Source organism: Rhodopseudomonas julia (genome assembly GCF_030813515.1).
Lineage (GTDB): Bacteria > Pseudomonadota > Alphaproteobacteria > Rhizobiales > Afifellaceae > Afifella > Afifella julia.
The window spans coordinates 34,338-49,526 of record NZ_JAUSUK010000002.1 but is presented as its reverse complement, the minus strand read 5'-3'; the positions used below and the strand labels follow the sequence as shown (position 1 = coordinate 49,526).

Sequence of the window (15,189 nt, the reverse complement as noted above, 5' to 3'; positions counted from 1 at the left end):
GGCAACACTTCTAAGATTTCCCGCCATGCAGGCAGCCCATCAGGCAAGTGGGGCGACAGCGGTGACGCCTTCGACCCATTCGACAGGGCAAAGACAACTCATCGAGAGCGACCCACGTTGAACGAACTTCTTATCATCTTCTTGTGCCTTGCGGCAGGCGGCACCATCAAAGGCGTTGCCGGCATGGGACTGCCGCTCGTTGCGATACCCGGCATTGCGGCTTTTCTCGGCGTTCCTTACGCGATCGCCATCCTGACCATCCCGATCCTGACGGCCAACCTTTCCCAGGTCTGGCGGTTCCGCGCGCACAGCGCCGACCTCCCCTTCCTGCCGCGACTTGTTGTGATGAGCCTCATCGGCATTGCTGCCGGTACCTTTCTCCTGACGAGCCTGCCCGCCCGGCTCCTGTCCCTCGGGCTCGCGCTCGTCATGCTCGCCTATATCGCGCTCCGCCTCCTGCACCCGCAGGTCAAGCTCGCAATGGCACGCGCCACGGCAATCGCCCCGGCGATCGGTTTCCTGGCAGGCACCCTTCAAGGCGCGACCGGCATCTCCGCCCCGGTCAGCGTTACCTTCATGAACGCCCTGCGTCTGGAGCGGCCGAAATTCGTCTTCGCGGTGTCCGTTCTCTTCACGAGCTTTGCCGCCGCACAGCTGCCATCGCTCGCGTTCGCCGGCATTCTCACCTGGGAGCGCCTCATGCTCAGCGCCGCAGCCCTGGTGCCGGTATTCCTCGGCATGCGTCTCGGCCAATGGCTCGGCCGAGACATGAAACCCGGCAGCTTCGATCGCTTGATTTTGACGATCCTCGCAATCATCACCGTCAAGCTGTTCGCAGACGCCCTGCTTTGAGATCGCCGATGCCCCCGAGCCGGCGTCTCAGACGATCAGCGCCATGACCGCATCGAAGATGAGCTTGAGCGACACCAGAAGGACCAGCGCGTAGCTCAGCGCATAGAAGAATTTCGGCGACACCACCTTCACCAGCCAGGCGCCGGTCAAGGTCGCGGCGGGCACCAACGGCATCAGAACGAGCGAGGTTTCGAGGTTTGCCGCCGAGAATTGCCCGAGCATGAAATAAGGCACGAGCTTGAGAGCATTGACGACCGCAAAGAAGATCACGGACGTGCCGGCATAGAGCGGCGGCGGCAGCCGAAGCGGCAGCATATACATCTGAAATGGCGGCCCGCCGGCATGAGCGACGAAGCTCGTGAAGCCCGCGACGGAGCCCCAGACCACGCCTTTCGCCGGCTGATGCGAGCGCGGTGCCCGCCGCGCTTCTCCGCCGAAATAATGCCCGAGATAATGGTCGAGAGAAAAGACGAGGCCGATCCCGCCGACGATGAGGCGGATCTCCTCTTCCCCGATCGACCCGGCGAGCATCCAACCGATGCCGACACCAAGGACCGCGCCCGGCAGGAGAATGGCGAGGCTCTTCGTCTGATAGACCCCGCGCCAGGCGTAGAGACTGACGAGATCCATGGCGACGAGAATCGGCAGCAGAATGGCGGCCGCGCGCACCGGATCGATGGCGAGCGTGACGAGCGGCACACCGAGCATCGCCCCGGCACCGCCGATCCCGCCCTTGGAAAGGCCGATCATGATGACGGCCGGGACAGCCACCAGATAAAAAAACGGATCTTCAATCACGCAGGAATTCGCAGGGTCAGGCTCGCCCGCGCCACGTCACTCCTCTTCGCTGCTGGCTGAGCCGCCGCGCAACGCGCGTGCGAGCCGCGCAATGCGTCGGCCGGCCCGCTCCATCGCCTCGCTCGCCTCGCTCTCCAGCGCCTCGAAGCGATCGAGCGCCTCGTTGCGGCTTTCGCGCAATTCGGAGATTTCGCTTTCAAGCCCGGCGATGCGGCCTTCCGCCTCACTGAGACGGTCGGTCATCAGCATCGCCGCCATGACGGTCAGGCGCTGGTCGCCGATCTCGCCGACATTGGCGCGCAGTTCTGTGACGGTCTGATCCAACCGCTCGCCGAGTTCGATGACGTGCTCTTCTTCGCCGTCCTCGCATGCGAGCCGGAAACGCCGTCCGCCGATGCTGACCGTTACGGTCGCCATAATGTCAGAAATCCTCTCCGAGAGCCGATTTCAGCTGGGTGATGGCACGGTCGAGCCGCTGGCCCACTTCGTGATTGGCCCGCTCCAGCCTGACACAGCGGTCACCCGCCGCATCCAGCTCCTCGGCGAGCCGCGCCCTGTCCTGTTCGGAATCGTGAAGCTGCTGCACGAGCGTCTCGTGATGGCCGCCGCGCGATTCGCTGCGTTCCACCGCAAGCTCGAGCTCGCTCATCGCTTTCTCGAAAAGCTCCGTCGCTTGCGCGAAACGGCTCGGCGTATGGCCGGTCGTCGAATTGGCTGGGGAAGCAGGATCCATGGCACCACACTATGCACGTCTTTGAGCCAAAGGTTCACCCCCGAGCCGTCAAAAATCAACGGATTGGGGCCGAGAGGTTATGCAGCGCTTGAAAGAGCAGTCAACTGCTCAAGATGCATGATACGCGGCGGCTTGATGGCTGCGGCGTTGACTCGCCTTGAGAGCCGTGTATGTCTCGCCGCGCCCGCCGGACGATAAGAAGCGCGGGTCAGCGCCTGAACGGCCTGATGTCCGGCACGATCTCGGAAGTTTTCCATGCCAGAGGCCGAAAAGCACGCATCCATGGCCAATGCGATCCGGGCGCTCGCCATGGACGCGGTGGAGGCAGCAAAATCGGGGCATCCCGGCCTGCCGATGGGTGCGGCCGACATTGCCACCGTCCTGTTTACCCGACATTTGAAGTTCGATCCCACCGATCCGAACTGGCCCGACCGCGACCGTTTCGTGTTGTCCGCGGGGCACGGCTCGATGCTTCTCTATTCGCTCCTCTATCTTCTCGGCTACGACGAGATGACGATTGAGGAGCTGAAGAATTTCCGCCAGCTCGGCTCCAAGACGGCCGGGCATCCGGAAGTCGGCGAAGCACCAGGCATCGAGACGACCACCGGCCCGCTCGGTCAGGGCATCGCCAATGCCGTCGGCATGGCGCTCGCCGAGCGCATGCTGAATGCGCGTTTCGGCGACGGCATCGTCGATCATCACACCTACGTCCTGTGCTCCGATGGCGACCTCATGGAAGGCATCAGCCAGGAAGCCATCGCGCTCGCCGGCCATTTGAAGCTCAGCCGCCTGGTCGTCATCTTCGACGACAACCACATCACCATCGACGGCGACATCTCGTTGTCGGATTCCACCGATCAGGTGGCGCGTGTGGAGGCCTCGGGCTGGAATGCCGTGCGCATCGACGGCCACGACCCCGAGCAGATCGACCGGGCGCTGACGGATGCGCGGCAGTCGGATCGGCCGACCCTGATCGCCGCGCGCACCACCATCGGCTTCGGCGCCCCCAACAAGGCCGGCAAATCCTCGGCCCATGGCAGCCCGCTCGGTGAAAAGGAAGTGCAGGAGGCGCGCGAGCGGCTCGACTGGCCCTATGAGCCCTTCCATATTCCCGCCGACATCCTCGATGCTTGGCGCATCACCGGCCTCAGAGCCCGCCCCCGCCGCAAAGCCTGGCAGGAGCGCTTTGAAGGTCTCGACGCGGAATTGCGCGGAGAATTCGCCCGCACCATGGCAGGCGACCTTCCGCCGCGGCTCGACCGCGCCATTGCCGAGCTGAAGCGGGACTACGCAGGCGAGCCGCCGACGCTCGCAAGCCGCAAGGCCTCGCAGGCGGTGCTGGAATGCATCGTTCCCGTCGTCCCAGAAATGATCGGCGGTTCGGGCGATCTGACCGGCTCCAACAACACGCGCACCAGCGAGATGAAGGCGGTGGCGCCGGGCGATTTCTCCGGCCGCTTCATTCACTGGGGTATCCGCGAGCACGGCATGGCGGCAGCCATGAACGGCATGGCTCTGCACAAGGGCCTGATCCCCTTCTCCGGGACCTTTCTGACCTTCTCCGATTATTGCCGTCCGGCGATCCGCCTGGCCGCCCTGATGCGTCAGCGCGTCATCTTCGTCATGACGCACGATTCCATCGGCCTCGGCGAAGATGGCCCCACTCATCAACCGGTCGAGCATCTGGCGGCGTTGCGGGCAATCCCGAACCTGACGGTCCTGCGCCCGGCCGATGCCGTGGAAACGGCCGAATGCTGGCAGCTTGCGCTCTCCACGGCGACCGGGCCGAGCGTCATCGTTTTGACGCGACAGGACCTTACGCCCCTGCGCGGTGAGTATGAGGAAGACAATCTCTGCCGCCGCGGCGCCTATGTCATCGCAGATTGCAGCGGGGACGCCGAGGTGAGCCTTTTCGCCACAGGTTCGGAAGTCGCAATCGCTGTGGCCGCCAAGGATCTGCTTGACGAGCGCGGCCATCCGGCCCGTGTCGTCTCGATCCCTTCCTTCGATCTCTTTGCGCAGCAAAGCGATGTCTACCGTCAGGAAATAATCGGGACCGCCCCCTTGCGCATCGGCGTCGAGGCCGCCATTCGCCAGGGATGGGACGCGATCATCGGGGAACACGGCCTTTTCGTTGGCATGACGGGCTTCGGCGCGAGCGGCCCCTATCAGGAGCTATATCGGCATTTCGGGATTACCGCCGAGGCGATCTGCGAAAAGGCAATTGCCCGGCTTGAACCAGAAGAGACGAATTAGGAGACGCAAATGGTTAAGGTTGCCATCAACGGATTTGGCCGCATCGGGCGCAATGTTCTGCGCTCCATCATCGAATCTGGCCGCACCGACGTCGAGGTCGTGGCCATCAACGACCTTGGCCCGGTCGAAACCAACGCCCATTTGATGCGCTATGACAGCGTCCATGGCCGCTTCCCGGGCGAAGTGAAGGTCTCCGGCGACACGATCGATGTCGGCCGCGGCCCGATCAAGGTGACGGCCGAGCGCGATCCGACGAAGCTTCCCCATGGCGAGCTCGGCGTCGACATCGTCATGGAATGCACGGGCATCTTCACCGCCCGCGACAAGGCGGCGCTGCATCTGGAAGGCGGCGCCAAGCGCGTCCTCGTCTCCGCCCCGGCAAGCGGCGCTGACCTCACGGTCGTCTACGGCGTCAACCACGACAAGCTGACGTCGGACCACGTCGTCGTCTCCAACGCCTCCTGCACCACCAACTGCCTCGCCCCGGTCGCCTATGTGCTCAACAACGCCATCGGCATCGAGAAGGGCTTCATGACGACGATCCATTCCTATACGGGCGACCAGCCGACGCTGGACACGCTCCACAAGGATCTCTACCGCGGCCGCGCCGCGGCGCTCTCCATGATCCCGACCTCGACGGGCGCGGCGAAAGCCGTCGGCCTCGTCCTGCCGGAGCTCAACGGCAAGCTCGACGGTGTCGCCATCCGCGTGCCGACGCCGAACGTCTCCGTCGTCGACTTCAAGTTCGTGCCGTCGCGCTCCACCTCGGTCGAAGAGATCCAGGACGCGATCCGCGCCGCCGCCGATGGCGATCTCAAGGGCATCCTTGGTTATACGGACGAGAAGCTCGTCTCCTCCGACTTCAACCATGACAGCCATTCCTCCGTCTTCCACATGGATCAGACGAAGGTCATGGAAGGCTCGCTGTGCCGGGTTATGTCCTGGTACGACAACGAATGGGGCTTCTCCAACCGCATGAACGACACGGCGGTTGCCATGGCGAAGACCATCTAAGCCAACCCCTGCCATGGGCGGCTTCCGCTCTTTGCCGGCGCGCGCCGCGCGCTGGCAACCCGAACAGGGGATCGGCCTTGAGCATGTGAGCTTGGGGCCGGCCCCAACCGGATTTCTGATCCGTGGCACCATTATCGGCGAGCGCGGTGGGATTCCGTACGGCGTCTTCTACCGCATCAGCTGCGACGAAGCCTGGCGCACGCGCTCCTTGATCCTTAACGCAACCTCCGGCCGCAGCATCGACATCCGTTCCGATCGCCAAGGCCATTGGCACGAAGCGGGCGGACGCCCGCTTGATGATCTCGACGGTGCCATCGATATCGATCTCGCCGGTTCCGCCTTCACCAACACCCTGCCGATCCGCCGTCTGAAGCTCGCCGAAGGCGAATGCTCCGGCACCCTCGCCATGGTCTACGTGCCCTTCGACACGTTCAAGCCGGTGTCCGACCACCAGATCTACACCTGCCTGACGGCGGGATCGCTCTATCGCTACGAAGCCGCCGATCGCTCCTTCGAGGCCGAGCTTCCCGTCGATGACGACGGTCTCGTTCTCGATTACCCGACCTTGTTCAGGCGAATTTCCGTCGACATTTCGTAAAGTGTGAACACCACAAGGCCTTGCCTTTGCCACACCCTCCCGCAACAAGGAGTGGGGTGTATCGGCCGTATCGGTTCACGGCGCGCAATGGCAGGGAGGGCGGCATCTACGAGCAGGGAATTTATCTCGTCATCCTGATCGGCACGGCACTCGTGCTGGTCGCGGCGTTTTCGAGCCTCATCGCCTTCCGCTTCGGCGCACCCCTCCTGCTCATCTTTCTCCTGATCGGCCTCGCCGCCGGCACGGACGGGCTCGGCCTCGATTTCGACAATGCGCCCGTCGCCTATTTCGTCGGCTCGCTCGCGCTTGCCGTCGTCTTGTTCGATTCCGGTTTCCGAACCCCCCTCGCCGCCTTCAAACAGGCAGCTCTGCCGGCCTTGTCGCTCGCCACTTTGGGCGTCGTTCTGACGGCAGGCCTCGTCGGGGTGTGCACGCATTATCTCACCGATTTTTCCTGGCTGGAATCCTTCCTTCTCGGCTCCATCGTCGCCTCGACCGACGCGGCGGCCGTCTTCTTTCTTCTGCGCGTCGGCAACATCTCGATCCGCGACCGCGTGCGCTCCACGCTTGAGGTCGAATCCGGCTCCAACGACCCGATCGCCATCTTCCTCACGCTGACGCTCGTCTCGGTTCTCGCCACCGGCGAGGCGATCAAGCCGCAACAGCTCGCGGGCGACGTCCTCACCGGCTTCCTCGTGCAGATGGGGCTTGGCGTCGCCGGCGGCCTCGTCGGTGGGCGGCTCATCCTGTGGCTCGTCGAAAAGCTCGACCTCGACCGCGGCCTGATGCCGATCTTCGTTCTGGCGCTGTCCCTGATGGTCTTCGCGGCCGCCGGCGCGATCGGCGGCTCCGGCTTCCTTGCCGTCTATATCGCCGGGCTGATTGCCGGCAATGCACGGCTGCGCGCCGCCGCGAGCCTCTTGCGCTTCCAGGACGGCATGACCTGGCTCGCCCAGATCATCATGTTCCTGGTCCTCGGGCTTTTCGCCACGCCCTCGCAATTTCCGATCATCGTCGGCGACGCCGTCGCCATCGGACTTTTTCTGATCTTCATCGGCCGCCCCCTCGCCGTCGCACTGTGTCTGATCCCCTTTCGCTTTCCCCGGGCGGAGACGGCGTTCGTCTCCTGGGTTGGCCTGCGCGGCGCCGTTTCCATCCTGCTCGCGATCACGCCCCTCATCTCGGAGATCCCGAACGGCCGCGCCCTTTTCAACTTCGCCTTCATCATCGTGCTCGTCTCGCTCATCGTGCAGGGCTGGACGGTGGGCAAGGTCGCGCGCCGCCTCGGCCTTGTTCTGCCGCCGCGCCTCGGCCCGCTGGAGAAGATCACCCTCGACCTTCCAGGCACGCGCCATCACGAACTCCTGACCTACCGCGTCATCGCCGACAGCCCGGTCGCACGCGGCGAGCGCATTCCGCGCTGGGCGCGCCCCTCGCTCGTTCTGCGCAACGGCCGCTCGCTTTCCTTCCAGGATGCCGGTCGGCTGCAACCGGGCGACTACGTCTACATCGTCATCCCCGGCGCCTTCCCGCATCTTCTCGACCGGCTTTTCGCCAGCCGCGCCGAACTCGACCCACAGGACGTCGAATTCTTCGGCGACTTCACCCTCGATCCGCAACGCCCGGCGCGCGAACTGGCCGAAGCCTATGAGCTGAAACTGGCCGCGGAAGAAGCGGATTGGACGATCGCGGAACTCATTTCGGCGCGCGTCGGCGGCGCCCCCGAATACGGCGACCGCGTCGTTTTCGGCGACATCGAGCTGATCGTCCGCGACGCCAATCCGGAGGGCCGCATCGTCTCTGTCGGCGTATCCCTCGACCCGCCGAAACCATCTGAGAGCATCGTGACGATGTTGAGCTTCGGCGGCATCTGGCACTGGCTCACCACTCCCTTTCGCCGCAGCAAAGGCGAGGAGAAGACGCGCAAGAAGGCCCATCTCGACAGCCTGCAGAAAGAGGCGCGACCCACGCGCGCAGCCCCCGCCGAGGAAGCTTGAGCGCCGCTTGCCTTCGCCTGTCCTGCCTGTATGTTCCCGGGCAAATCTCAATGCGATGGGGGAGAATTCATGGCCAGTTTCCGCACACTCGACGATGCCGGTGACATCACCGGCAAGCGCGTCCTGCTGCGTGTCGATCTCAACGTGCCGGTGCATGACGGGCGCGTCACCGACCGCACCCGCATCGAGCGGGTGGCGGGCACCATTCGCGAGCTCTCCGACAAGGGCGCGCGCGTTGCCCTTCTCGCCCATTTCGGCCGTCCCAAAGGCAAGCCCGTGCCGGAAATGTCGCTCGGCCAGATCGCCGGCGATGTGGCCGAAGTGCTCGGCAAGCCCGTGGAGTTCTGCGAGGATTGCATCGGCGACAAGGCGGCCCACGCCATCGACAGCCTCGGCAATGGCGGCATCGTGCTTCTGGAAAACACCCGCTTCTATGCGGGCGAGGAAAAGAACGACCCGGACTTCACCGCCGAACTCGCCAAGAACGGCGACATCTATGTCAACGATGCCTTTTCGGCCGCCCACCGCGCCCACGCCTCCACCGAAGGCCTCGCCCACCACATGCCGGCCTTTGCAGGCCGCGCCATGCAGGAGGAGCTTGAGGCTCTCGAGAAGGCGCTCGGCCGTCCGAAGCGTCCGGTTCTCGCCATCGTCGGCGGCGCCAAAGTTTCCACCAAGATCGATCTTCTCGCCAATCTCGTGAAGAAGGTGGACGCACTCGTCATCGGCGGCGGCATGGCGAATACGTTTCTGCATGCCAAGGGCGTCGCCGTCGGCAAGTCGCTATGTGAGGCGGATCTTGCCGAAACCGCTCGCCGCATCATGACGGAAGCCGCCTCTTCCGCCTGTGCCATCGTGCTGCCGCAGGACGTCGTGGTCGCCAAGGAATTCAAAGAGAACGCGGCCTGCGAAACGCTTCCCCTCGACAAGGTGCCCGACGACGGCATGATCCTCGACGTCGGGCCTGAGAGCATCGCCGCCGTCAACGAATGGATCGACAAGGCCGAAACCCTCGTCTGGAACGGCCCGCTCGGCGCTTTCGAGACAAAGCCCTTCGACAAGGCGACGGTCGCCTGCGCCCGCCATGCCGCGGAGGCCACCAAGGCCGGTTCGCTCATCTCGGTCGCCGGCGGCGGCGACACCGTCTCCGCACTGCATCAGGCGGGCGTCGCGGACGATTTTTCCTACGTCTCCACGGCCGGCGGGGCCTTCCTGGAATGGATGGAAGGCAAGGAACTGCCGGGTGTTACGGCCTTGAAGAAGGCCTGATCGGCCCAACATTGGCCACACCGGCCTGCATTCTGCGGGCGCTTGGAACGGAGGATTGAATGACGGAACGCCTCGAAGACATCGCCAACAAGATGGTAGCCGAAGGCAAGGGCATCCTTGCCGCCGACGAAAGCACCGGCACCATCAAGAAGCGCTTCGATACGATCAGCCTCGCCTCGACGGAGGAATCGCGCCGCGACTATCGCGAAATGCTGTTCCGTGCCGACGCGATGAAGGACTACATTTCCGGCGTCATTCTCTTCGACGAAACCCTCCGTCAGGCGGCGCGCGACGGCACGCCGTTTTCCAAGATCATCCAGGATGCGGGCGCGGTGCCCGGCATCAAGGTCGATCAGGGCGCCAAGGACATGGCGCTCTCGCCGGGCGAGAAGGTCACGGAAGGCCTGACGGGTCTGCGCGGCCGTCTCAAGGAATATCACGAGCTCGGCGCGCGTTTCGCCAAATGGCGCGCCGTCATCACCATCGACGGCCCGCTGCCCTCCTGGAATTGCGTCAAGGCGAACGCCCATGCGCTCGCCCGCTATGCGGCGCTCTGCCAGGAAAACGGCATCGTCCCGATCGTCGAGCCGGAAGTGCTGATGGATGGCGACCGCGCCAAACACGACATCGACCGCTGCTATGAGGTCACGGAGTGGACCTTGAAGACGGTCTTTACGGAACTCTACGACGCCAATGTCATGCTTGAGGGCATGATCTTGAAGCCGAATATGATCGTCCCAGGCGACCATTCCGGCCAGAAGGCGAGCGTCGAAGAGGTCGCGGAGAAGACGCTGCGTTGCCTCAAATCCTGCGTGCCGCCGGCCGTTCCGGGCATCGCCTTCCTCTCCGGCGGCCAGTCGGACGAAGAGGCGACGGCGCATCTCTCTGCCATGAACGCCATGGGCCCGCTTCCGTGGAAGCTCACCTTCTCCTATGGCCGCGCCCTGCAGACGGCGGCTCTCAACGCCTGGGGTGGCAAGATGGAGAACGAGGCCGCCGCTCAGCGCGCCTTCAACCACCGTGCGCGCATGAATTCGCTTGCGGCGACGGGCCGGTGGAGCGAAACGGAGGAGAAGAAGGCCGCCTGAGGCCTCTCTCAAACAATCGCCGAATTTGCGACGTTGAGGAGGCGGTGACGCCTCCTTTCGTTTATGTGCCAGGACGATGACCCAGAAAACCCATGCCGATCAGATGACGCCCCGGGCCGCGGACGACGAGGCGCTTCCACCACAACTATTTTTGGTCGCGCCGTCTTCCGGCGACGATACGAAAGACGTCGAGGCGCTCGAAGCCGCTCTTTCCGTCGCGCCCGTGGCGGCCGTTCTCATCACCGCCTCGGCGAGCGAGACCGAGACGGAAGCGCGCGCCCGCCGCCTCGTGCCGGTGATCCAGGCGGCAGGCGCTGCAGCAATCCTTGAGAATTTCACCCGTGCGGCGGGCCATGTGGGCGCCGACGGCGTGCATATAGCAAACGGCCACCAGAATCTCGTCATCGCCGCGGAGAACTTTCGCCCGCAGCGCATCGTCGGCGCCGGCAAGCTCAAGACGCGCGACATCGCCATGCTCGCCGGTGAACTCGACGTCGATTATCTCTTCTTCGGCGAACCCGACGGCGACAGCCACGACGAGCCGCATCCGAAAGCGCTCGCCCTTGCCGAATGGTGGGCGAGCATGATGGAGGTTCCGGCCGTGATCATGGCCGGCGCGAGCCTTGAGACCCTGCCGGAGGCCCTGGCGACGGGGGCGGAATTTGTCGCCCTTCGCCGCGCCGTTTGGGAAGCCCCGGAAGGCCCGACGGAAGCCATGCGACGGGTCTCCGACATCGTCCTGCGGCGGTCGGTGCCGGCATGAAGCCAGTCGCAGTCCCTGCCCTTTTCGTGGCCGCAACGCTTCTTTCGACCGGCTTTGCGCCGTCGTCATTCGCTCAAAGCGGCACGCCGCTGACACCACCCGGCGCAACCGACGCGCAGGCACCTGGAAGCTCCGGCGGAACGCTGCCTTCGCCCATTCCACCCAAGGCCCCTGGCACCCCGACGGTTGGAGGCCTCGGCGCACAGATCCCGTCGGAAGAGATCGACAGCCGCCAGCTCGAAAACCGCATCGACCAGTCTCTGAAGGATGCCGGTCTCGTCCCCGACAGCGATGTCGATCCGGCCTATGGCGCGTTCCAGCGCGGTCATTTTCTGACAGCCTTCGCGATTGCCCTGCGGCAGGCGGAAGCCGGCAGAACGGCGGCCCAGACCCTCCTCGGCGAACTCCTGTCACGCGGTCTCGGCGTCAAGACGGACTACAAGGAAGCCGCGGGCTGGTACGAACTTGCGGCGAAGGCCGGAGACCGCGAGGCGCTCTACGCCCTCGGCCGGCTTTATCTCGACGGACGCGGTGTCGAGCAGGACGATGCCAAGGCAGCCACCTATTTCCAGCGCGCGGCGGATCTCGGACAGTCGGTCGCCGAGCGCGAGCTCGCCTATCTCCTCTTGCAGGGCAAGGGCGTTGAGAAAAAACCGATGCTTGCCGCGGCGCATTTGCGCAATGCCGCGCGCGCCGGCGACAGCGATGCGCAATACGCCTTGGCCGGCCTTTACCGCGAGGGCGTGGGCGTCGTCGGCAATCCGGCCGAAGCCGCGCGCTGGTACGCGACGGCCGCCCGCAACGGCCATATCGCCTCGCAGATCGAATACGCCATCATGCTTTTCAACGGCGAGGGCCTGCGAAAAGACGAGAAGACGGCCGCGCAATGGTTTCGTCAGGCCGCTCTTGCCGACAATCCGGTGGGCGAATTGCGCTACGCCAAGCTCCTGAAGGATGGGCGCGGCGTCGAAAAGGACGAGGTCGAAGCTGCACGCTGGTATCTCATCGCCCGCTCGCACGGCCTCAAGGAGCCGTTCATGGAAGGCTGGCTGATGGGGCTTCCCTCCGGCATCCGCAAGGAAGCCGACGCCCGGGTCGCCACGTGGCCGGGCGTGCCGACCCCGCAGCCCGCCTCCGCCTCGGCGGGTGCCGCCGCAGCAAACCGCCAAGGTCCCCAAGACCCAGAGGCACGAGGAAAAATGGAACCCGAACCGGCAGCGACCGGTTCTCCAAGCGGGAGTGACGGCCCCGGCTCCAGGCAGCCTGACTAACTGCCGACGGCGGTTCCGCCGAAAGTGACGCAGCCTCCTGAGGAAACGGGAGCCACTGTGGACAAGCCAGGCGAATAGGGCTATATCGCGTCCGCCCGGTCGTACGGCGGCAGCGGGCACTCCAACTGTTATTCTTTGGGCATATGCGGCGGCGGACGCGGTCCGTCACCTGCCCGATACTTCCGCCGCGGGTTTCTGTGGCAAGTGAAAGAGACGAAAGGAACGGGATCAACGTGCAAGTCGTCGTCAGAGACAACAATGTCGATCAGGCGCTGAAAGCGCTGAAGAAGAAGATGCAGCGTGAAGGCATCTTCCGCGAAATGAAGCTGCGTAATTTCTACGAAAAGCCGTCAGAGAAAAAGGCGCGCGAGAAGGCCGAGGCGATCCGTCGGGCGCGCAAGCTGGCCCGCAAGCGGGCGCAGCGTGAGGGCCTTATTCCCGGCAAGCGGCGCGGCCGCTAAGCTTCTCTTCGACACATCCGCCCTTATTCGCTTTGGGCTCGCGACTTGAGGAACACCGCTTCCATGGGGAAAGCATCCTCTTTGCGTTCTTGGCTGGCCGCCGGTGCTCTTGCACTGGCCGTGGCCGGCTGTCAGTCGCTCGGCAATAACGGGCTGTCGAACATGTCGGTCGATCCCGATACGGGGTCGGAAGCCAATATCGGATCGCTGACTTCGGTCATCGAGCGCAATCCGCGCGATCCGGCGGCTTACAATGTGCGCGGCGCAGCGTACGGCAAGGCGGGCGAATACAAGCGGGCGTTGGACGACTTCAACACCGCTTTGCAGCTCGATCCGAATTTTGCGCCGGCCTATGCCAATCGGGGTCTGATTCACCGCCTGCGCGGCGACACCCAAGAGGCATTCAACGATTACAGCCGGGCGATTCAAGCCGACCCGAATTATGCCACGGCCTATGTCGGACGCGGCACGATCTATCGCCAGCAGGGTCGCCTCAACGAGGCTCTGTCGGATTACAGCACGGCCGTGCGCCTCGATCCGACGGACCCCCAGGCCTTCCACAATCAAGGCCTCGCCTATCAGGCATCGGGCAACCACACGGCGGCGATCGAAGCCTTCACCAAGGCGATCGGCCTCTCGCCTCTCGCCTCCGAGCCCTTCAACGGCCGCGGTCAGAGCTATATGGCCATCGGTGATTACAAAACGGCGCTCGACGATTTCGATGAAGCCGTGAAGCGCGACCGCAATTCTTATATCGCCTGGACGAATCAGGGTCAGGCGTTGGAAGCCCTCGGCGACCGCAAGAAGGCGTTCAACTCTTTCGCCCGCGCATCGACCCTCAATCCGCGCTATCAGCCCGCCAAAGAGGGTATGCACCGCACCAGCTCGACCTGAGCCGCGGCCTTTCGTCGTCTCGTTGATCCGAATTCAGACGACTTCATCGACATCCGAATGATCCGCCGGCAGGCTTGCCTGGCAGGCATCGCTTGTTGAAAGCGTTCTCGAATTCTCAGACGAGACGTGACGACTGCCGCTCTTCTCCGCGAGACAGGAAAGCGCGATCTTGAGAAGGCTCGCGCAATGGCGGTGGCAGGCAGCCTCCGCCGCAATGGCGTCGCGTCTGCCGATCGCCGCAGAGATTTCCACCATCCCGCTCCGGCATTCCTCGATATAGCGTTCGCCGCCCACGCCTGCCGCGCGCAACTGCCGCTGCCGCAGATAGATGGACCGCAGCGCACTGCCCGCGAGCTGATTGCCGGCTCCCTCCATGATGATCGCGCAGAAGCGGCCGCTGATTTCGAAAAAGCCCGGCCCATCGAGGGGCGGCTCGATATCGGCGAGCTCTTCGACGATGTGGCGGAGTTCGACGCGAGCCCTCTTGCTGGCCTTGTCGGCGAACTGCGCCGCAACGAGGCCCTCCAAAACCGCGCGGGTCGCATAAATATCTTCCGCTTCCTTCCGGCCGCAGGGCGCGACGATCGCCCCCTTGTGCGGCACCGAGACGGCGAGCCCCTCGCTCTCGAGCGCGCGCAGGGCCTCGCGCAGCGAGGTTCGGCTGATCCCGAGGGTCTGGCAGAGATGGCGCTCGCGCAAGGGCGTGCCCGGAGGAAGCTCGCCCGAGGCGATGGCCTCACGCAACCGCTCCGTCAGCCGCGCGCGCAGCGGCGTCGCGGAGGCGACGTCGGAGACGATTCTCGTCAGCATAGGGCCCCCCCCGCGCTGCGACCGACACGTCGCCACGGCAGTACAACTGTCTCTTTCGCTCGCTTCGAGACAACGCCGGCACCAGCAATCCTGCACGTGCCCAATCGATGAAGTGATACGTCGGAACAGGCCCGCAGTCGGCCTGCTCCATAGAATGCGGGAGCCGCTGACGCCTGCCGGCTCTTTGGAAGGAAGGTCATATCCCCCTGGAGCGTTTTTGTATTTCTATGTCCCGCCGCAATAAGCCTTTTACTGCTGCTGAATGACTGGATCAATATTCCTGATTGATTACCGCCTGCGACCATTGGCGGATTGAATCTTAATCGGACGAGTGAACGCAGAATAAATTCCAAAGGCCGTTCAGCTCGCGTCGCCTTTCCGCTAG

The 15,189-nt window shown here is 64.2% G+C and carries 15 protein-coding genes; 11 read left to right on the top strand and 4 right to left on the bottom strand.

Going from position 1 to position 15,189, the window contains the following annotated elements; all coding sequences use genetic code 11:
• The first annotated feature begins 117 nt into the window (after positions 1-117).
• Positions 118-852, top strand: a complete 735-nt coding sequence (locus J2R99_RS09325; protein ID WP_307154236.1) for a sulfite exporter TauE/SafE family protein — start codon at positions 118-120, stop codon at positions 850-852.
• 27 nt (positions 853-879) lie between these two features.
• On the opposite strand, the gene J2R99_RS09320 is transcribed toward J2R99_RS09325, so the two are convergent.
• The 3 genes from J2R99_RS09320 to J2R99_RS09310 form a co-directional block, all read right to left on the bottom strand.
• Positions 880-1,623, bottom strand: coding sequence for a sulfite exporter TauE/SafE family protein (locus tag J2R99_RS09320; RefSeq protein ID WP_307154235.1), 744 nt, complete (start codon positions 1,621-1,623; stop codon positions 880-882).
• 63 nt (positions 1,624-1,686) lie between these two features.
• The gene (locus tag J2R99_RS09315) at positions 1,687-2,067 is read right to left on the bottom strand and encodes a cell division protein ZapA (protein ID WP_307154234.1); all 381 of its coding nucleotides are present in this window, start codon (positions 2,065-2,067) and stop codon (positions 1,687-1,689) included.
• 4 nt (positions 2,068-2,071) lie between these two features.
• Entirely contained in the window at positions 2,072-2,383 is a 312-nt protein-coding gene (locus J2R99_RS09310) for a DUF4164 family protein (RefSeq protein ID WP_307154233.1), read from the bottom strand.
• 255 nt (positions 2,384-2,638) lie between these two features.
• Here J2R99_RS09310 and tkt point away from each other — a divergent pair, with 255 nt between their 5' ends.
• The 10 genes from tkt to J2R99_RS09260 all read left to right on the top strand — a co-directional run bounded on the left by tkt (position 2,639) and on the right by J2R99_RS09260 (position 13,994).
• Complete coding sequence (gene tkt / locus J2R99_RS09305) at positions 2,639-4,639, top strand: transketolase (RefSeq protein ID WP_307154232.1); 2,001 nt, start codon at positions 2,639-2,641, stop codon at positions 4,637-4,639.
• Between the two features lie 9 nt (positions 4,640-4,648).
• Positions 4,649-5,653 (top strand): type I glyceraldehyde-3-phosphate dehydrogenase, encoded by a 1,005-nt coding sequence (gene gap / locus J2R99_RS09300; protein ID WP_307154231.1) that lies wholly within the window; start codon positions 4,649-4,651, stop codon positions 5,651-5,653.
• A gap of 13 nt (positions 5,654-5,666) precedes the next feature.
• Entirely contained in the window at positions 5,667-6,251 is a 585-nt protein-coding gene (locus J2R99_RS09295; protein ID WP_307154230.1) for a putative glycolipid-binding domain-containing protein, read from the top strand.
• A gap of 56 nt (positions 6,252-6,307) precedes the next feature.
• The gene (locus J2R99_RS09290) at positions 6,308-8,248 is read left to right on the top strand and encodes a potassium/proton antiporter (protein WP_370872338.1); all 1,941 of its coding nucleotides are present in this window, start codon (positions 6,308-6,310) and stop codon (positions 8,246-8,248) included.
• A gap of 69 nt (positions 8,249-8,317) precedes the next feature.
• Positions 8,318-9,517: a phosphoglycerate kinase gene (locus J2R99_RS09285; RefSeq protein ID WP_307154229.1), complete on the top strand. Its 1,200-nt coding sequence runs from the start codon at positions 8,318-8,320 to the stop codon at positions 9,515-9,517.
• A 59-nt stretch (positions 9,518-9,576) separates the two neighbouring features.
• Positions 9,577-10,605, top strand: a complete 1,029-nt coding sequence (locus J2R99_RS09280; RefSeq protein WP_307154228.1) for a class I fructose-bisphosphate aldolase — start codon at positions 9,577-9,579, stop codon at positions 10,603-10,605.
• A 76-nt stretch (positions 10,606-10,681) separates the two neighbouring features.
• Complete coding sequence (locus tag J2R99_RS09275; protein WP_307154227.1) at positions 10,682-11,368, top strand: thiamine phosphate synthase; 687 nt, start codon at positions 10,682-10,684, stop codon at positions 11,366-11,368.
• Positions 11,365-12,639, top strand: coding sequence for a tetratricopeptide repeat protein (locus J2R99_RS09270; protein ID WP_307154226.1), 1,275 nt, complete (start codon positions 11,365-11,367; stop codon positions 12,637-12,639). Before J2R99_RS09275 ends, J2R99_RS09270 begins: the two co-directional genes overlap by 4 nt.
• A gap of 176 nt (positions 12,640-12,815) precedes the next feature.
• Positions 12,816-13,100, top strand: coding sequence for a 30S ribosomal protein S21 (rpsU, locus tag J2R99_RS09265; protein ID WP_370642386.1), 285 nt, complete (start codon positions 12,816-12,818; stop codon positions 13,098-13,100).
• A gap of 63 nt (positions 13,101-13,163) precedes the next feature.
• Positions 13,164-13,994: a tetratricopeptide repeat protein gene (locus J2R99_RS09260; protein ID WP_307154225.1), complete on the top strand. Its 831-nt coding sequence runs from the start codon at positions 13,164-13,166 to the stop codon at positions 13,992-13,994.
• A gap of 33 nt (positions 13,995-14,027) precedes the next feature.
• Here J2R99_RS09260 and J2R99_RS09255 read toward each other — a convergent pair whose 3' ends face one another.
• Positions 14,028-14,804, bottom strand: a complete 777-nt coding sequence (locus J2R99_RS09255) for a GntR family transcriptional regulator (RefSeq protein ID WP_307154224.1) — start codon at positions 14,802-14,804, stop codon at positions 14,028-14,030.
• Between the last annotated feature and the right edge of the window lie 385 nt (positions 14,805-15,189).